Origin of the sequence: Lactiplantibacillus sp. B652 (genome assembly GCF_023806745.1) — a bacterium.
Lineage (GTDB): Bacteria > Bacillota > Bacilli > Lactobacillales > Lactobacillaceae > Lactiplantibacillus > Lactiplantibacillus pentosus.
Window position 1 is genome coordinate 255742 of record NZ_JAMSKY010000003.1, and the last position, 19049, is coordinate 274790.

The 19049-nt window shown below is 46.6% G+C and carries 18 protein-coding genes; 16 read left to right on the top strand and 2 right to left on the bottom strand.

Annotated features, from left to right (window positions below):
• Positions 1 to 84 precede the first annotated feature (84 nt).
• The 10 genes from MZO40_RS05995 (at position 85) to MZO40_RS06040 (ending at position 9736) form a co-directional block, all read left to right on the top strand.
• Entirely contained in the window at positions 85 to 459 is a 375-nt protein-coding gene (locus MZO40_RS05995) for a YbgA family protein (RefSeq protein WP_105962077.1), read from the top strand.
• 201 nt (positions 460 to 660) lie between these two features.
• Positions 661 to 1065: a Spx/MgsR family RNA polymerase-binding regulatory protein gene (locus MZO40_RS06000; RefSeq protein WP_088771201.1), complete on the top strand. Its 405-nt coding sequence runs from the start codon at positions 661 to 663 to the stop codon at positions 1063 to 1065.
• A 525-nt stretch (positions 1066 to 1590) separates the two neighbouring features.
• Positions 1591 to 2304, top strand: a complete 714-nt coding sequence (locus MZO40_RS06005) for a MurR/RpiR family transcriptional regulator (RefSeq protein ID WP_252133158.1) — start codon at positions 1591 to 1593, stop codon at positions 2302 to 2304.
• Between the two features lie 74 nt (positions 2305 to 2378).
• On the top strand, positions 2379 to 2984 hold the full coding sequence (locus tag MZO40_RS06010; protein ID WP_105962078.1) for a sugar O-acetyltransferase: 606 nt from the start codon (positions 2379 to 2381) through the stop codon (positions 2982 to 2984).
• Entirely contained in the window at positions 2977 to 3612 is a 636-nt protein-coding gene (locus MZO40_RS06015; RefSeq protein WP_105962079.1) for an HAD family hydrolase, read from the top strand. Before MZO40_RS06010 ends, MZO40_RS06015 begins: the two co-directional genes overlap by 8 nt.
• A gap of 317 nt (positions 3613 to 3929) precedes the next feature.
• The gene (locus MZO40_RS06020) at positions 3930 to 4481 is read left to right on the top strand and encodes a cyclophilin-like fold protein (RefSeq protein ID WP_105962080.1); all 552 of its coding nucleotides are present in this window, start codon (positions 3930 to 3932) and stop codon (positions 4479 to 4481) included.
• A complete protein-coding gene (locus MZO40_RS06025; RefSeq protein WP_105962081.1) occupies positions 4478 to 5368 on the top strand; it encodes a S9 family peptidase in 891 nt (296 codons plus the stop codon). Before MZO40_RS06020 ends, MZO40_RS06025 begins: the two co-directional genes overlap by 4 nt.
• Before the next feature lie 81 nt (positions 5369 to 5449).
• Positions 5450 to 6418, top strand: coding sequence for an alpha/beta hydrolase (locus tag MZO40_RS06030; protein ID WP_225424072.1), 969 nt, complete (start codon positions 5450 to 5452; stop codon positions 6416 to 6418).
• A gap of 323 nt (positions 6419 to 6741) precedes the next feature.
• The gene (locus MZO40_RS06035; RefSeq protein ID WP_225367285.1) at positions 6742 to 7380 is read left to right on the top strand and encodes an NAD(P)H-binding protein; all 639 of its coding nucleotides are present in this window, start codon (positions 6742 to 6744) and stop codon (positions 7378 to 7380) included.
• A 472-nt stretch (positions 7381 to 7852) separates the two neighbouring features.
• Positions 7853 to 9736 carry a subtype A tannase gene (locus tag MZO40_RS06040; protein ID WP_252133159.1) on the top strand — a complete coding sequence of 628 codons (1884 nt, stop codon included), beginning with the start codon at positions 7853 to 7855 and terminating at the stop codon, positions 9734 to 9736.
• Between the two features lie 202 nt (positions 9737 to 9938).
• Here the strand turns inward: MZO40_RS06040 and MZO40_RS06045 are convergent, their stop codons facing one another.
• Entirely contained in the window at positions 9939 to 10385 is a 447-nt protein-coding gene (locus tag MZO40_RS06045) for a MarR family winged helix-turn-helix transcriptional regulator (RefSeq protein WP_056952280.1), read from the bottom strand.
• 165 nt (positions 10386 to 10550) lie between these two features.
• On the opposite strand from MZO40_RS06045, the gene MZO40_RS06050 reads away from it, so the two are divergent.
• Positions 10551 to 11951, top strand: coding sequence for a DHA2 family efflux MFS transporter permease subunit (locus MZO40_RS06050; RefSeq protein ID WP_252133160.1), 1401 nt, complete (start codon positions 10551 to 10553; stop codon positions 11949 to 11951).
• A gap of 202 nt (positions 11952 to 12153) precedes the next feature.
• Here MZO40_RS06050 and MZO40_RS06055 read toward each other — a convergent pair whose 3' ends face one another.
• Positions 12154 to 12528, bottom strand: a complete 375-nt coding sequence (locus MZO40_RS06055; protein WP_252133161.1) for a helix-turn-helix domain-containing protein — start codon at positions 12526 to 12528, stop codon at positions 12154 to 12156.
• Between the two features lie 194 nt (positions 12529 to 12722).
• Here MZO40_RS06055 and MZO40_RS06060 point away from each other — a divergent pair, with 194 nt between their 5' ends.
• The 5 genes from MZO40_RS06060 to MZO40_RS06080 all read left to right on the top strand — a co-directional run bounded on the left by MZO40_RS06060 (position 12723) and on the right by MZO40_RS06080 (position 18425).
• Positions 12723 to 13673, top strand: coding sequence for an ABC transporter ATP-binding protein (locus MZO40_RS06060; protein WP_105962084.1), 951 nt, complete (start codon positions 12723 to 12725; stop codon positions 13671 to 13673).
• Positions 13670 to 15190 carry an ABC transporter permease/substrate-binding protein gene (locus MZO40_RS06065; protein ID WP_252133162.1) on the top strand — a complete coding sequence of 507 codons (1521 nt, stop codon included), beginning with the start codon at positions 13670 to 13672 and terminating at the stop codon, positions 15188 to 15190. The genes MZO40_RS06060 and MZO40_RS06065 overlap by 4 nt, the downstream gene beginning before the upstream one ends.
• Positions 15191 to 15225: 35 nt before the next feature.
• On the top strand, positions 15226 to 16203 hold the full coding sequence (locus tag MZO40_RS06070) for a zinc-binding alcohol dehydrogenase family protein (protein ID WP_105962085.1): 978 nt from the start codon (positions 15226 to 15228) through the stop codon (positions 16201 to 16203).
• Positions 16204 to 16897: 694 nt separating this feature from the next.
• Positions 16898 to 17635 carry an SDR family oxidoreductase gene (locus tag MZO40_RS06075; protein ID WP_165861037.1) on the top strand — a complete coding sequence of 246 codons (738 nt, stop codon included), beginning with the start codon at positions 16898 to 16900 and terminating at the stop codon, positions 17633 to 17635.
• Positions 17636 to 17729: 94 nt separating this feature from the next.
• Complete coding sequence (locus MZO40_RS06080; RefSeq protein ID WP_050338559.1) at positions 17730 to 18425, top strand: M57 family metalloprotease; 696 nt, start codon at positions 17730 to 17732, stop codon at positions 18423 to 18425.
• Positions 18426 to 19049: the final 624 nt, after the last annotated feature.

The following is a 19049-nucleotide window of genomic DNA, read 5'->3' on the forward strand; positions in this document are numbered from 1 at the left end:
AATGCGTGGCTAGTGTAAATTGATTCATTTTGGCCGGACAATCCGCTATAATCCTGTTAAAACATGGATTGGAGGTGAGCGGATATGTCGGAATGGCAACGAGTCTGGGCGTGGCAAAAGTATTGGGTCATGGCGCGTTCTCAGCAGCATTATAACGCTTTGCGTACGTTAGCGCGTGGCAATCAATGGTCAGCACAAAAAGCGGCGCGCTTTGAGCAATTGTTGCTGGAAGTCGAGAAGATTCCACCAACCACGGCCACGCTCACGAACGCCTATCAACACGTGTGGGGTTATTTCAAACGTGAAAGTACCGAGGCAGAAAAGCAGCACTATCTGGATTTGCTGGCGACACTGACGCCCGATTCTGACCAGTTGGGGCCATATTTAAAGCAGTTAGCGGTCAAATATCAGGTGAAGTACTTGTTAGCATCCCGATTAATGCAAGCAATGCAAAATTAATTTTAAATCGCGAAGTAAGCGAAAATGTCACTTTCTACTATAATATAACTATTATCCGTACCATAATTAATTATGAAAAAATCGTGAATTTTTTAAGATTACTTCGTTCAGGACTTTACAAAATATTAATTTACCTGCTACAATAATAATCAAGTTATAATTATCATAATAAAAACACTAACCGAGGAGGCGAAAAGAATTATGATTAAATTGTTTACTCAAGCAGGTTGTAACTCATCACGAAAGGCCCGTCAGTGGTTCCGAGACCACGAAATTGCGTTTGAAGAAAAGAACTTTACAACGTCGGCTCCGACGGTTAATGAGCTCAAACAAATTCTGAGTTTAACTGAGAATGGTTTGGATGATATTATCTCGACCCGGGCTCAGGCCTATCCATCAATTGCGGATAAGTTACCGGATATGTCATTTAATGAAACACTACACTTGCTGTGCAATCAGCCCCAGTTATTGCGGCGGCCGCTAATCGTCGGTCCGAACAAACTCCAAGTAGGCTTTAATGATGATGACATTCGCCAATTTATTCCGCGCCACATTCGGCGGATGAGTTTTCAACGGACATTAGCAGGGTTGGGGGAACCGTCCTGAGGGGGTTGATTTTACCCTGGTATTGTGAAATTGGTAATTACTATGTTCAGTGATATTAACATTGTGGCTATCTTCATCACTTATAAAGCGGGACTAGCCGAAATAGGTCAAACTGGTTCTTAGTGTATGAAGGGTAGCAATCGACTTAATAAAAATTGATCAACCGCTTGACCGTATTTGCATGGTTAAGCGGTTTTTTACACAAAAAATGTGGCAATGATGTTAGGTACCGGGTGGGCCCGTATCATCACGGTATTAATTAGCGCCGACTGTGCATCGTGATGATGGCCGACCAGTTCGCGGCGGTCTAGGAATCGGGGAGTTCCACATTAACGGCTTGTATTTACATTGCGAAAGCGCTTAAATAGATGAGGATGCTTGACCTTGGCTAAAGCGGCAATGTGAGCATTGATCAATGTAAGACCGTGCCTTAAGCAATGAATAATCTAGGTCTGCTAAGTCGGCAATGGCAGTCACGGTGATAGTTATCGAAGCGGCCAAAATGGATGAGAAATGGGGCAAGTCATGTTTAGTTACGAACAGCTTGAAAAGTATAATGAAACGGATGTGGCGATTTATCGGTATATCGTCAAGAATATGGATAAAGTGGCGTACATGAGTATCCGTGAATTAGCGCACGAATTGCATGTATCGACTTCCACGATTTTGCGATTCTGTGTCAAGAATGGGTTTGCCGGTTATCGGGATTTTAAGCAGGCATTGAAAAATGAGCAGCAACAATTGACGACCTATGAACCACAAAGTGACATCAGCGAGCTGGCTAACTTCTTTGCCAAAACCAATTCAGCCGCTTATGAACAAAAACTCTTGCCAGCGATTGTAGCTTTACGGCAAGCGTCGCTGATTATTTTTGTCGGTATCGGCTCATCAGGTAGCTTGGCCCGCTATGCTGCACGGTGTTTTACCAATGCCGGTAAGATGGCGTTTGGCCTCGAGGATAGTAAGTATCCCGTCAGTGCGTTTGAACAGCAACACCCGGTGATTCTCGCGCTATCAGAGAGTGGTGAGACCCCCGAACTCGTGACCCTGATTCAACACTTTCAGCAGCAACAGTGCCCAATTTTAAGCATCACCAATCAGCCCCAGTCCACGATTGCCAAGCTCTCCGATTGGAACTTTGCCTACCAGTTGACGCATCAGCGGATTAATGGAAACTATAATCTGACAACACAGGTGCCAGTCGTCTATGTTATTGAGACCTTGTCCAAACGGTTATAACGAAAAGAAACGATTCGTGACTTGAAGCGTAACGGTTCGTTTTTTAAGCTGGATAGTGAAAGGGGCGCTTAGGGATGGATGAACTTGAAAAGAGCTTGAGTGGTCAGAACTATGATGCACATGCACCGGTTTTTTTGGAGATGAAACGGCACACACGGGAACTTTTGAGCCAGTACAATCAACTTGCTTATGATCAAAAGGATGAGAAAAAGACATTGTTACGGGCGATGTTTGCGGCAGTCGGCCAGAATGTGTCGGTTGGTAGCCCGTTTATTTGCGATTATGGCCGCAATATTTCAATTGGCAATAATGTTTCAATCAATATGAATTGTACGTTTGTGGATTGTAATCGAATCGTGATTGGCAACAACGTGCTGATTGCCTCGAATGTTCAGATCTACACGGCGACGCACCCGGTCGAATTGCGAGATCGGTTACGGGCTGATTGGCAGCCGGATAGTGGGCAGTACTTCTGTCAGACATATGCGAAACCAGTGACGATTGCGGATGGTTGTTGGATTGGCGGTGGCGTCATTATTATTCCCGGCGTCACGATTGGTGCAGGTTCAGTGATTGGTGCCGGCAGCGTCGTGGTCAAGGATATTCCTGCGAATACAGTGGCGGTCGGTAACCCGTGTCGAGTGATTCGGCAGATCAATCAGGAGGAGCGGCATGCTTAAAATGGTGGCATTTGATTTTGATGGCACCTTAGCGCCGACGATTTCGATGGTGATCAAAGCCTTTCGCAGTAGCGTCACACCTTACGTCGAGCATGAATTGACGACTCAAGCAATCGTGCACACCTTTGGCTTAAACGAAATTGGGATGGTCAAATCAGTTGCTGGGCCACGCTGGCGAGAAGCGTTAGCCGCATTTTATGAAGCGTATACCCAGGCGCATCGAGAAGTGACTGTACCGTATCCGGGGATGGTTGAACTACTAACACGACTTCGCGAGCAAGGGATTGTATTAGCGTTAGTGACGGGCAAGGCGGCTAAGAGTTGTCAAATTTCACTGGCAATGACTGTTTTGACGGCTTTCTTTCCCATTAAGTTGTACGGGTCGGAATTCGAGCCAAATAAAGCGGCCAACTTACGACAATTATTAAGTTCGCAGGATTTAAGTCCAGCAGCGGTCTGCTACGTAGGTGATACGCGCTCAGATTTTGAGGCTGCGGCCCAAGCAGGGATTCAATGCTTGACTGCAGCTTGGGACCCCGACCAGCAGACTGATGCAAAGGCGGATCAGCTCGTGTTTCGGTCCGTCGATCAGTTGGCGGCTTATTTGCAGGTACGGATTGCGCGATAGGTCAGTGGTGGTGGCAGCATTGCCTGAGATAATTGTTCATGTAGCAAATTAGTGAATCATGATTAACAGAGAATCAAAAAGCGGCAACTGGTCTGGCTTCGAAATTTCGAAGTCGGACCAGTTTTTAGCAATGGACTTGATGAAGCCCATCATATGACGTTGAAGCTGAAATTATCAATGGTTTACTACGGCGCTGCGTGACGTACTTGATAATCAATGCTTTTATGCTATAGTACATCATAATAAATAGATATTTAACATAGCAATGCTGGGCCAGTGTACTAATAACCAAGCTAGACGAGACAAGGAGGATTCGAATGAAACGGTTATTAGTTATTTTAAGTTTATTGATTGGAATGATTGGACTGTCTGCATGCCAGCAACAAACACAGCAAACAACGTCAACCAATCGCCACTCGTCGCAATCACAATCGACAAAAACCAAGTCAAAAAAAGCCGAGTCAAATAAAACGCAGTCGAGTACAGACGATCAACAGGTTGGTCAACGGATCACGATTACGATCAACGGCCACCAACTGTCCGCTCATCTGAATCGTTCCAGTGCAGCGAAGGCCTTTGCGCGGGAGCTCCCGACGACGCTCAGTTTTCGCGACTATGCTGATTTTCCTGAGAAGATTGCGGATTTGCATCATGCGTTACCGACGACTGGAATGCCGAGTGGTCATGCTGGTAATCAAGGGGCAATCGGCTACTGGTCTCCGGACCAACGCATTGTCTTCTATTGGGGAACTGAGTCGTATTATGAAGGCATTCATATCATTGGTCACTTTGATAGTCAAAATTATCGCCAAGTTATTAAAAACATGGGCAATCATGTTCGGGTTAGAATTGCGAGGAGTCAATCATGAAACGTCATTTGTTGATTAGCTTGATTATCGGTATCAGTTCTGTATTACTGATGGTGGCTGGTTGTCAGCGCCACACGAGTACTGAGACAAAGGGGCCTTCTGCTGGAAAAGTGACGACCGGCGATCGTCGATTAGCAATCAATGACCAAGTGGTACACGTTAAGTTCAGCGGTGAGGACATCTATGGGCATCTGTATACGCCTAAAAAACATGGCAAGCAGATGCCCGTTGCCATCGTTGCGCACGGATTAGGTGGTACTTACCAGGAACTGGGCGGGACGGCGCGCCATTTAGCCAGCCGTGGTTACATGACCTATGCGTTCGATTTTCCAGGCGGCAGTTCTGGTGGTCAAAGTACTGGTGTTCGGCAGACACAGATGTCGATTGAGACCGAGGCCCATGACTTGACGGCGGTCATTAAAGCCATCACAGCACGTTCAGCTGCAGCTTCCGGGCGCACATTGCTCGTCGGTGGTAGTCAGGGCGGCGTGGTTGCCGGACTAGTTGCCAGTCGGCATCCTAAGTTGGTTGACCGGTTGGCCTTAATGTATCCCGCATTTTCGATGACGCACGATGCGCGGAGTCAGTATCAGACCATCGGTGCAGTACCACGGACGACTGACGTTTTCGGGTTTACAGTCGGTCGGGCGTATTATCGAGCGCTGCTACGCCAAGATGTCACCAAAACGGCGACGACTTATCGGGGCCCAGTGTTGATCGTCCACGGCGATGCGGATGACATCGTCCCAATCAAGTATGTGCGCCAAGCCGCAGCCAACTATCAGCATGGACAACTGCATGTTTTGTCTGGCGCGGGGCACGGTTTTGAAGGCCACAATCAACGTCAAGCTTTAAAGTTACTGGATAAGTTCATTAACACAAAATAGCCACTGACAGGATGATTTGACGACATTGATTAAGTTAATGAAAGACCTTAATTGGCAGTACAACATAAGGAGATGCTTTTTATGAAAATTGGACCTACGATGGCCGCAACGCGGGTGACCGCAGATGAAGATCAGTATATTTTTGAGTTGAGCGATAATGTCACGCGTGAAAAAGTCTATTACCCAACTCGTTTTGGGGTGGAAATCGCCGCTGACTTATACTATGCCAAGGATGGTGGTAATCAGGGACAACAACCTGCAATTGTTGTCGGACCACCATTTGGCGGCGTTAAGGAACAAGGACCAGGTGTGTACGCGAACCAATTAGCACAACGCGGTTTTGTCGTACTGGCTTTTGACCCGGCCTACCATGGTTATTCAGGTGGACAGCCGCGTTATAGTGGCTCTCCTGACACATATGTCGAAGACTTTTCTGCGGGCGTTGATTATTTAGGAATATTACCATTTGTTGATCGTCAGCGGATTGGTGCCCTGGGTATTTGTGCTTCTGGTGGATTTTCGTTAGCTGCGGCAGCTCAGGATTCCCGTATCAAGGCCGTTGCTACCAGTGTGATGTATGATATTCCACATTTAGCTAATCTGGCCACAGGTGAGACCCGGCAACAGCAGCTAGCGACATTGAGTGAACAACGCTGGTCAGCGCTTGACGCAGCTGAGAGGACATTTCCAGATCATCCCGTAACCACGATTCCGGAAGGGCTAGATCCTGTTAGTCAAGAGTTCTTCAGCTTTTACGGCTTCAAACGGGGCTGGCACCCAAATGCAACGCATAACATTACAGGAGTCTCAAATTTAAGTTTCATGAACTTTGAAGCGACGCGCCGTATCAATGAGATCGCACCACGTCCAGTAATGCTAGTAACCAGTGATGAAGCGCATTCAAAGGCATTCTCGGAAGAAACGTATGCGCGTCTGAACGATCCCAAACAACTGGTTGTTGAACCGCATGGGCAACATGTGGATTTTTACGACAATGTCAATGTGATCCCGTTTGATAAATTTGCCGACTTCTTCAATCAAAATTTGTAAGTCGGTCGTTAGAAAAAAAGTATAAATGGCGTTCTTTCATGATGGTTCAATGGTCGTGATGGGACGCCATTATTATTTTCAACTCACGACTCATAATAGTGGTCGTTATTACCACTGATATGAAAAAGTCCGACCGGTATCAATGGCTACAGACAATGATCGCTGATTATCCTCGTAAATTCCGGCATATGAGGCTGGAAAATGCGTATAATGGGAGCATAAAGGCGGTCGGAATCAAGGCGCAAGGTAACCGAACACGATTGTGTGTCATGATTAGCTTTCATAACAGCGTTGGCCGCCTAAATTAGATGGGGATGTGGTTAATGATGAATGTGTTAATTATTGGTACGGGTAAGTTGGGGTATGAAGTCTATCGACGCGTGGCGGTGATGCCTGAGTGTCACGTGACTTTGTTGGACCATCATCGGCATGACCATGATGTTTCGCTGGCGACACAATTGATTGGTGATGCGACCAGTGTTGAAGATTTAAAACGGGCGCTGGTCGGTATTGACGTCGTCTTTTCGACGGTTGGGATTACGCAAGCGGAAACGTTCGCAACGGCACTAGTGCAGGCGATGGATGAAGTGGGCGTCAAGCGGCTGTTATGGACGACACAGTTCCAAATCAATGCGGATCAGATCTCGGAAGCAATGTACGACTTGGCTAACCGTGAATTTGGCTTTAGTCGGGAAGTGGAAACCAATTATGTGGCCGGACAAAAAGCGGGTGCGGCGGTGATTAAAGCCAGTGATTTGGCATACACGCTCTTAGAATGCCACTTCTTCAAATATACGGATGAAGCTGATAAGTTGATTGTGGAATCCGCTGAAAATGCTGTTAGCGGCGGCCCGTTAAGCATCTTTTCACTGGCAACACTGATTGCTGATATGGTGCTTCATAATCGAGATTATCCGCAACATGAGCTGCTGATTTCCGCCCGTCCGAAAGCATCAATGTGACCCACGTACAGCGTTTGCAGACGGCAGTTTTGCGTGCATCTAAGACCAATCATCAATCGCGAACAAAAGATCAGCCCGGCCTCTCGCTTTTGCGACGAGGCCGTTTTTGGGGTGCAGAGTAATCAGCAAAAAAATATTCAATACCGAAAAACTAATGTCATCCAGTGTCTCGATTAGAATTAATACTGATCGGATAGATTGGCAAATTGAGCTGGTACAGGAGCATTTTGAAATGGCTTCGGGTTGCTATGGCAAGAGGTTTGCCCGGTTGAAAGTTAAAGGTGTGATCCGTTGTGGCTGCAATTCGCCTGATGGTAAAATGAGTTTACCAGCAAGATTCGCACTGGCACGGTGATTGTCAGTCATGATTGCTGAATCAAAGTCGTTCTTTTGCACTGATTTTTTAGCGCTGAAAGGGAGGAAAATAGGTCCACCCACTAATAAAGTCAGAACCTGTAGAGGAGATAGTACCATGCAATTCAAAAAATTAGCGCCTTTGATGGGCGGATTGCTCGTTATGAGCGTTGGTTTAGCTGCTTGTGGTCAAACGAAGACCAAGACTAAGCAGACGACCAGCACGGCCACTAAGGTTGCAAAAGCCACCAAGCAGACGGTGACGACTGCAGATGTCAAGAATGCCAAGAAATTATTGATTAATCAAAAGAAATGGCGCTACAACGCCAAAAATAAAGTCTATTATCAAGTTGGCGTCAAGTATGGCACCAAAACAAGTAGTAGCACTTATGAATCGATGGGGATCTTTATTCCGGCCAAGTATGTCACGGCAAAGGCTAGTGGTCAGAAGACGTATACCATCACTTTTAATAATAAGGCCAAGGTTAAAGGGTATACCGCCAAGACGGCGCCAATCGTGATGCCGGTTAATACACCTGGGTACGCGGCACAAACGGCACCGACCAGCTATGATAGTAATGCAAACAAATATACCAAAGCGGGCTTTATTTACGTTGCTGCTGGGTGTCGGGGTCTGAATCAAACGGATAAGTCGAATGGATCGTCGCCTTGGGGTGTGACCGACTTGAAAGCAGCGGTCCGGACCCTGCGTTTGAACAGCAAACGGATTGCAGGCGATACCAATCGGGTCTTCACCTTTGGTCACAGTGGTGGTGGTGCTCAGAGTGCGTTGATGGGTGCGACCGGTGACAGCAAGAAATACACGACTTACCTGAAAACCATTGGTGCACCAATGGCGACAACGAGTGGTAAGTCGACGAGTGACGCGGTTGCTGGTGCAATGGCTTGGTGTCCGATCACTAGCCTGGATACAGCTAATGAAGCGTATGAATGGAATATGGGACAATACTCAAATTCTGGTACGCGTAAGCAAGGCACTTGGACCAAGGCGCTATCCAATGACATGGCTACCAGTTACGCGCAATATATCAATAAGTTGGGGTTAAAAGATGCTGATGGCAAGACCTTAACGCTTAAAAAATCGACTAACGGTATTTATACGTCTGGTAGTTACGCCATTTATTTGAAAAAAGAGGTCGAACAGTCACTGAATAACTTCTTGAAAGACACGACGTTCCCATACAAGGCAACTAGTAATGAAGGTCCGAGTGGTGCCGCAGCCCAAACCGGCACGACAACTGGAAAAATGCCAAGCGGCAGCAAGCCATCAGGGACAGCCAAGTCAGGAAGTCAACCTTCTGGTGGTGCGCCTTCAGGTGGAACCACCAGTGCTTCATCGACGAGTGGCAAGACTTACAAGACCGCCACGGCCTATATCAAGGCGCTCAATAAGAATGGCAAATGGATTACTTATAATGCCAAAAAGAACACGGCCACGATTACCAGTATGAAAGCCTTTGTTAAGCACTGTAAGACGGCTTCCAAAGATGTGGGTGCTTTTGATGGACTGACCCGGCAACAGACTGAGAACAAGCTATTTGCGACGAGTGGCAGCAGTGCTAACCACTTTGACTCGACGATCAGTAAGTTATTAACGGCCAATCACGCTAAGTATGCCAAGCTAAAGAATTATAAGGCCAGTTATGCGAAAGCCTACCAGTCAGATTTGAAGAAGACCAATGCTCAGGGTAAGTCAATTCAATCACGGATGAATCTGTATAATCCACTGTATTATCTGACAAGTTATTATGATGGCTATAATACCAGTAAAGTTGCCAAGTATTGGCGGATTCGGACTGGAATTGACCAGACGGATACGGCTTTGACGGTTGAAACTAATCTGGCCCTGACATTGAAACAAAATCCGCAAGTGAAAAATGTTAATTTTGCTACCGTTTGGGGACAGGGACACACTGAAGCTGAGCGGACCGGTAATTATGAAACGAACTTTATTAAGTGGGTCAATAAGAGTTTGAAGTGAGTACAATCAAAATAGCGCTCGAACTTTAAGATTCAGGGTGCTGAAAAAGCGTGGGCCAATCGGATTCATTTTCCGGTTGGCCCACACTTTTAAAATTGACAAGTTGTGCACGCGAATCAGGCATGCGGGTTAGATTTGGCGGAGCTCGCCGCACGGTTCAATCGAGCCACCAAACAATGTGGCACAGATTCCAGAAAAGATACTACCAACTTTCCGGTGCCCGTGTCGGCGTCGTGAATGCCACGGCGATTTGGCGCAAACCTTCATAAGTCAGGTGGGTCTCTGCGCCCAAAATGGTGGCCATCCGTTGCTCACTAGCTTCAAAAAAGGCTTCGATCTGAGTCGCAAGTTGGCGTGCTTTGGGCGTTAACAGTAGTCGCTTGTATCGGCCGTCGTCTTTCACGGGTGCGCGGACCAGTAAATCGTCGGCGACCATTTTACTGACGAGACTGGAACAGGTTGCTTTACGGATGTTGAATTCCAATTCCAGATCACGTTGAAAAAGATCGTGATGTTGCTCATTGTTGGCGATGAAATTAATGACGCTGATTTGCATGCCAGTCAGCCCGAGTGTTTTGGCGTAGTGGTCTGAGTCGCGTGAGAGGGCGTTATGGGCTTTTTTGATCATGACACCTAAAGAATCTTCCATACGAGATTGCTCCTTATTGTGTGTATCGTTCGTATTAGAACTAATTTGCATTATATGGACTATCAGCTGTGATGTCAATTGATTTATCACTAGACACTTCAATTCAGTGTGTTAGAATGGTGAATAGTTCGAAACCGAACTATAAGCTAAGGAGTTGAATTATGCATGTCAAAGCGAGTTGATTTGAAGCTGATTTTGGCAATCATTGCTGCGGGACTCTTGTCCTTTTGCGGGGTGATTGTCGAAACGGCGATGAATATCACGTTTCCCAAATTAATGCGGACGTTTGCCATTAATACTGCCACCGTCCAATGGATGACGACGGCGTATCTGCTGATTGTGGCGACGATTGTGCCGATTTCGGCGTTTTTGAAACGGCGGTTCAAGACAAAAACGCTGTTCGTAACGGCCAATCTATTGTTTATTGCCGGTCTGGTCGTGGATGCCGTTGCGACTAATTTTCCACTATTAGTGATTGGCCGCATCATTCAAGGTTGTGGCACAGGGATTGCGTTACCATTGATGTTCAATATTATCATCGATTGGGCACCTGCCAATCAGAAGGGCACGTTGATGGGGATTGGGACGCTGATTACGGCGATTGCACCGGCGTTAGGACCGACCTTTGGTGGCATCATTGTCAACAGTATGGACTGGCACTGGATTTTTATTTTCTTGATTCCAGTCCTCATTCTGTCTTTAATCCTAGGAATCTACGCGATTCGCCAGGCAGAGCCAACCACTAAGGCCCGGTTTGATGTCCGCGGGTGGTTGATGATCGTGCTATTGTTCGTCGGGTTTACGATTGGATTTAGCAAACTTTCAACGGTGACAACGCAACCGTGGCCGTTTGTGGCCTGGCTCATCGTTGGACTGGTCGGGTTAGTGGGTTTCATCGCGCGCACCCAGCACACTGACCAACCATTAATTAGCCTTAAAATTTTTCAGTCATCATCTTATGACGGGCATTTACTGGCTTATTTCTTAGTTCAAATTTGTGCGTTGGGCTTAGCCTTTATTTTACCGAACTACATCCAATTGGTGAATGGTCAGAGTGCACTGTTGGCGGGGTTATTTGTCTTACCAGGTGCCGCCATTGGGGCAATTTTTGCGCCTTTAGGTGGTCAAATTCTCGACCACTTTGGTGCGGCCAAACCAGTGCTGACGGGGTCGACCATTCTCGTAATTGCGATGGCACTATTTACGATTTTGGGCATGCGACTCACCGGTGGGTTGATCTTGGGGATTTATATCCTCCTGATGGTCGGCATCGGGCTAACCATGGGGAATACAATGACCAGCGGCCTCCAACAGCTGGAGCTATCACAGCAGGCGGATGGCAATGCCGTGTTCAATACGATGCAACAGTTTGCTGGCGCCATTGGGACTTCCGTAGTTTCAGCGGTGATTACCTTAGTTCAAGTTCAGGCTAGCGGGACGACTGCTCATCGAACGGCACTCGGGTCAACGATGGCTTTGGGCATCTTGTTTGTACTCGTGCTGATTGAATTAGTGGTGATTGCCAGAGCGATGAAGGCCCGGCGGCACCCGACGGCTCAAAATTAGTTGGTTCCTGCGCTGTGTGATTAGAGGCTGAATCACTGGGTCAGCCAGTTATTTGGCAGTCATTCAATTGCTACGGACTGACTGCGACACAATTGCGAAAATCAGCAGTCACGCCAAGTAACAGCTATTCTAGAGCCCTTAAAAAGACGAACGCAGCTAGCTTAGAACTAGCGCCGTTCGTCTTTTTGCGTCCAACGGATTTTTATTGCGCCGGAGTGGGTTGCATGGTGACTCGTCGTTTCTCGGGATGGTGGTCCAAATAGTCGCTGCCCCAATCGGCCATTGAATTAATGATTGGGCGCATACTTTCACCTAATTCGGAGAGGTGATACTCGACTTTGGGAGGGATGACGGGGAACGCTTTTCGAATGACCAAGCCGTCATCGGTCATCTCCCGTAAACTTTGCGTGAGCATTTTTTGACTGATTCCAGCAACGCTTGTCCGTAATTCGGAATAGCGCCGAGTTCCCTTCAGTAAATCTTGCATGATGAGCACTTTCCACTTGCTACTGAGTAAATCAATCGTTGTGGCAACCGGACAGATTCCATTTTGTTCTAATAATTTTCTTGAAGACATTGGTCGTGATCCCTTTCATTGATTAATTCTTACTAAAAGTATGTGTCGAACTTAAAAGTGCCTACTTACTTTTTGTGCGTATTGCTATTATAGTGATTATTGTTTAAAAAGACAACTGATACCACGCACGGAAACAGGCGTTGAGCTCGAATGCGAGGGCACTTGTCGGCAAAGACAGAAGGTAGGGAGAATTCATGATTACGTTTAAGCAAGTCACTAAGACCTATGCACAATCCGTTGCACTGCAGCGGGTTAATTTGACCATTAATAGTCGGGAGCTATTTGTGCTAGTCGGCCCTTCAGGATCAGGGAAGACGACCTTATTAAAGATGATCAATCGATTAAACGAGCCAACAAGTGGAGAGGTACGTATTGATGATCAAAAAGTCAATGATGTTGAGGTTCAGACACTGAGACGGACGATTGGTTATGTTTTACAATCTGGAGCACTCTTTCCAAATATGACGGTCTTTGAGAATGCGGCCATCTCGTTGGCCGTTCTCGGCTGGCCAATCAAAAAACAACATGAGCGGGTGAACGCATTATTACAATTGGTTGGACTGGCCCCACAAAAGTTTGCAGAACGCCATCCTAGTGAGCTATCAGGTGGTGAAGCACAGCGGGTTGGAATTGTTCGGGCCTTGGCAGCTGACCCATTGATCGTATTAATGGATGAACCGTTTAGTGCGCTTGACCCGATTTCTAAGCGCCAGTTACAGGAATTGGTATTGACGCTCCATCAACGGCTTGAAACGACGTTTGTATTTGTGACCCATGATATGCAGGAAGCCATTAAGCTAGCTGATCGAATGGCCGTGATTCATAATGGTGAGTTACAGCAGGTGGGCACGCCCGCTGAGATTTTAACGATGCCGCAAAATAAATTTGTGGCTAATTTCTTTGCCGGTGAGATGAATACCAAGCTTTATCTACAGGCCGTTTTAACTGCCCACCTTGGGACAGTCTCCTCAAGCGAAACGTCAAATGACGCGATTGAATTGAAACGAACAGACACGCTTTCAACGTGGGCGGCAATTTTAGCGAAAAAGCCACGCGCCTTGATTCGCGTTGACGGCAAAGTTTTGGCGCCACAAGATTTGATGCAATACATGGCAACCATCCAGTTGGGAGGCCAAGCTAAATGAGTGCTTTAATGAGCTATTTGACCAAAAATCAATCTGCAATTGTGAGTGCGCTAGGCCAACATATCGAATTGTCAGTGATTGCAATATTAATCACCGTTGTTATTGCGATTCCGCTGGCTGCAGTCTCGCTAAATCATCGTAAGCTGGGAGAATTAATGTTACAAGTGACTGGTGTCATTCAAACAATTCCCAGTCTGGCGATTTTAGGTATTCTAATTCCGTTTGTTGGGATTGGAACCGTACCAGCGATTATTGCCCTAGTGTTATACGCCATTATGCCGGTGTTCCAGAATACTTATGCCGGACTGACCAATATCGATCCGTTATTGATCGAAGCGGCGGATGCTTTTGGGGTTTCAAAACGATTTAAATTATTTAAAGTTCAATTTCCATTGGCCATGCCGATAATTATTTCGGGCATCCGGATTGCAGTTGTGATGGTCATTGGGACCGCGACTTTGGCTGCTTTAATTGGTGGTGGAGGACTTGGAACGTACATTATCCTAGGTATTCAGACCAACAATAATAATGCGTTAATTGTGGGTGCCGTCCTATCTGCGGTACTGGCGTTAGTTGCGAGTGCGTTGATTCGGATTTTGGTCCGAGCTCCAGTGAAACATATGATTATTGGTATTATGGTGTTGGCCATGATCATCGCTGGTGGTGTCGGTGTTAAAAAGCTGATGACGCCAAAAGTAGAAAATGTGGTGATTGCTGGTAAAATGGGTGGTGAGCCTGAGATTCTAATCAATATGTACAAGGATTTAATCGAGCAAGATAATCCGAACGTCAAGGTGACGCTCAAACCAAATTTCGGTGGGGCCAGCTTTTTGTTTAAGGCATTGCAGAGCCATAAAATCGATATTTATCCAGAATTCACCGGTACGGTGCTCCAGTCCTTGGTCCAAGGACACACCAAGTTGAATGCTGATCCAAATGTGACTTATCAGACCGCTAAGCAGGCGTTATTAAAACAGTATCAGATGGCTTATTTAAAGCCGATGCGTTATCAAAATGGCTACGGGATTACCGTGACGCAGGCCACTGCTAGAAAATATCATTTGCGGACTTATGCGGACTTAAAGCGCTACCCACAATTGTGGGCCGCGTTTGACCCCGATTTCTATCAACAATCTGATGGGTATCCGGGACTACAAAAGACATACGGTCTTAACTTTAAATCGGTTCGAACAATGGAGCCAGCCTTGCGCTACGAAGCACTTGCCAAGGGTAAAGTTGACGTGACGGATGCCTATACGACTGATCCTCAAATTAAGAAGTATCACCTGGTATTACTGACGGATAACAAGCATTTCTTCCCACCATATCAAGGTGCACCATTGATGACCAAGCGCTTTATGACCCAGCACCCGCAAATCGTTCGATCATTGAAAAAATTAGCGGGCAGGATATCGACAACTGATATGCAAACGATGAATTATCAAGTAACGGTCCAACATCAGAAAGCAGCAACAGTTGCCAAGCACTATCTTAAAGCGCACCATTTATTAAAATAGTAATGAGTAGAATAATGAAAAGGAGCAATCTTATCATGCAAGCATACGTTGTTAATCATCCGGGTGGTCCCGAAGCGCTTGAACTGACGACCGTTCCGAAGCCAGTTGTTAAACCAGGGTGGACCCGGGTCAAAGTATTAGGTTTTGGCATTAATCATTCTGAAATTTTTACGCGCGAGGGCAAGTCACCCAGTGTGCAGTTGCCGCGGATTTTAGGTATCGAAGTCGTGGGTGTCGTGGATGAGACCAGTGCGCCCGACCAGTTGACGTCAGGGCAGCGCGTCGTCTCGATTATGGGAGAGATGGGGCGTGCGTACGATGGCAGTTACGCCGAATACGTCTTACTCCCCAACAGTCAGGTTTATCCGATTCAAACGGACTTGCCGTTAGCATCATTAGTGGCGACACCGGAAACGTATTACACGGCCTTTGGTATTTTCAATAGTTTGCGCTTACAAGCAACTGATTCCGTCTTGATTCGGGCGGCAACCAGCGGAGTCGGAATTGCGGCGCTTAAGTTGATCAAGGCGTTCAATCCTCAAATTACCGTGACTGGGACGACGCGCCGGGCTTCCAAAGAGTCGGCGTTACTAGCTGCAGGGTTTGATGCTGTCATCGTGGCACCAGATTCAGCTAAACTACCAGCTGCCACGGAAAATTTTGACAAGATTATCGATTTAATTGGGCCACTTAGCGCCAAAGATTCGTTGCAACATCTGAATGATGGCGGAATCGTCAACGTCACGGGTGAGTTAGGTGGTGTCTGGACGATTCCGGCCTTTGATCCAATCAGTGATATTCCAAACAATGGCTATTTGACCGGCTTCTCGTCCGGTGATGTTTCCGAGGCTAAGCTTCAGGCGTTGTTTGATTTTATTCACGATTACCACGTCGATGTACAACCCGCCCGTGTCTTTGCGTTCAAGGATGTGCCAGCTGCGCACGCCTACCTACAAGCGACTGAGAGTTTTGGTAAGGTGATTATCTTAATGGACAATGCGGTGACGGCCTAAATGAATTCCCGTTTGTTGATCGGTTTCAGTGGTTGTCAATTAGCACAGCTGAAGTAGACGGGTAGAATTAAAATAATCTTGATGGATATGTGCATCATGCTAAAAGTCCCACGCCAAAGCTTAGCTTGACGTGGGACTTTTAGTCTGGCCAGATAAGTGGCGGAGTACTTTGTGCCTTATTTGACCGTGGTGTTCAACACGATGTTAACCATATCCAAAAGTAATGTAAGACCATGTTAAAAAGGTATTTCACATTTTTGTGTACAACCGTTATGATGGTTATTGCAAAATGAGTTTTGAGTGAGTCTCTGGTTAGAAATACGTGATAATCAATATCTTCGGGCTTAGGTGTCGTGATGCCGGGCGAAAAATGAATCACAAGTGGTTGTTTATGAAACGCTGATGGGTCTCGGTCATAATTAGGGCGCTTAGTTGTCTGCGGTTGGCGCTAAAACATGCAAAATGGTGGCAGCGACTAGCATTAAGTATAGCCAAAAGTATGGTAATTCCATATTCAATAAGTATTTAACATTATTCAGACCGGCAGTTATGATAATAAGCAATCAGTGAGTTAAACATTGGGCTTTGATGAGCAATCATCAGAGCGGACAACTAACCTGGCGTCATGAGACGTCGTTTAAGTTTAGGACAATTTATCAGTCAATGTTTGCTTCACAGACAAGAGAGGATGAAAGTGATGAGTATAAGCGAGAAAGTGATTATTATTACTGGTGCTTCCAGTGGTATCGGTGCCGCAACCGTTAAAGTTTTGGCGCAACAGCACGCCAAATTAGTCATTGGTGCACGCCGATTAGAACGATTGGAATCACTCAAGCAGGCGTTACCAAATGCAACGATTGTGCCACAACAAGTAGATGTGACCAACTATGAGGATGTCCAAGCGTTAGTTCAAACTGCCCTCGATCGCTTCGGGCGGGTCGACGTATTTTATAATAACGCCGGGATTATGCCGGTAAATGCAATGAGTGTGGGTGCTCGTGATGAATGGCAACAAATCTTAGATGTCAACGTTACTGGTGTGCTGAATGGGATTGCGGCGGTCCTCCCAACCATGATCAAACAGCAGCATGGTCATATCTTGGCGACTGATTCCGTTGCGGGGCACATCGCTGTTCCAGACCACGTCGTTTACAGTGGGTCAAAATTTGCGGTGCGCGCCATTATGGAAGGCTTACGACAAGAACAGTATCAGAATAACATTCGAACGACACTGATTTCTCCAGGGAGCGTGGCAACTGAGCTGTATCAGTCCATCGCTGACAAGACACATCAGCAAGCAGAAATCGATATAGAAAAACAATTGGGAATTGGCCCAGTCAATATCGCACAAGCAGTGGCTTTTGCCATTAATGCACCAGAATCCGTCGCTGTTAACGAAATGGTCATTCGACCAACGAAACAAGCCATTTAATATTGGAAACAGTCTGCAATGCCGTCGACGAGATTAAGTTAGAAATTGCGGTCACGACAATATTGCGGATGGCAAGCATACAAGGAGGTTTTTCATGAAGCACTGGCGAGTCCTAGTCGTCATGGGGGCGCTAGTTATCGGCGGTTGGAGTCTTAACCATGACAATTTGGTGCGCTCACAACAGGCGGCGTTACTGCGACCGCGGTCGGTTCGAAAGTTGCCAGCGACCGTCATCAATGAGTTACAGCGGATGATCCAGCCGTTACGGTCACTCGTTGAGGCGCCAAAAACGACCTCAAACGTGACGATTAGTCGGGGAACCACCCCGGTTAATTCGTTGGTTGCCCGGCAGCGATTATCATCAAAGTATGTCTATCATTTTGAACAAGCAACGCCTAAGCCGGTCAAACGGGTCTTTCATACGGCAATTCAGACCTATAACCAGACAGGATTAGTCCAGTTACGACCCGGCAAACCGAGCTTGACGCGTAATTCATTAACCTTGGGAACGTATCAGCAACAACAATCGCATGCAAACGGCAGCATTGAACTTGGTCAGGGTGGTCCGACCGTCACGTATGCGGTCGTTAAGACGCTCAATCATGGCCAGGCACGACTGAATACGGCTTATCCGGAGGCGGTCGCCACCTCAGTTGCCGTTCATGAAGTCGGCCATGCGCTGGGATTAGACCATAGTCGCCAACTTGATTCGGTGATGTACCCATTTGATCAAGGCCAAACGACCTTATCGCATGCCGATATATCGGCACTCAAGACGATTTATGGTTAGTGCGGGGCAGACAGACGTAGAAAATACGCATTGTGCTAGTTAATTGGTCATGAATCCTGATTAAATCATGCCAGTTTAGATTCCTGTTCGTCAGCCGAGGCGCGCCATATTCCGACCTCCGGGGCCGGCTGACAACGCTGGAACAGGGCGGACATCGATTTGAACTCACGCAGAAACCCACTGCGCAATTTCAAATACGAGTCTTCTTCTAGCCCGGGAACCCCACCCAGACAAGAAGAATTTCGCCCTTGAGCATTGTCCGCCAGCCCCTACAGTCGGGAACCCGCTCGAATGGCAGATGAACAGCCACCTATTTGGGTGCAATTGACCACTGAATATTAAGTGACTGGTCCTTCAGGTAAACTTTTAATTGGTCTCAATAATGCTTTATCACACTCAATCACTGAAAAAATCAGTTGAATTTTATTTGCAAGATTCAACGGACATTAGTCTTGAATTTAGTCGATACAATTATCTTCGTTTATAATTTGAGACTTTGCTATCTCATACGATTGGAGAAAATTCTGACAAGTTTAGTGAAGCTGCTTATCAGAAGCTTTAAAGCATTAGGTAAAAAAGCTTAGCTGTTTTTAGAATCACTCTGACAGGGATTGTCAAAATGAC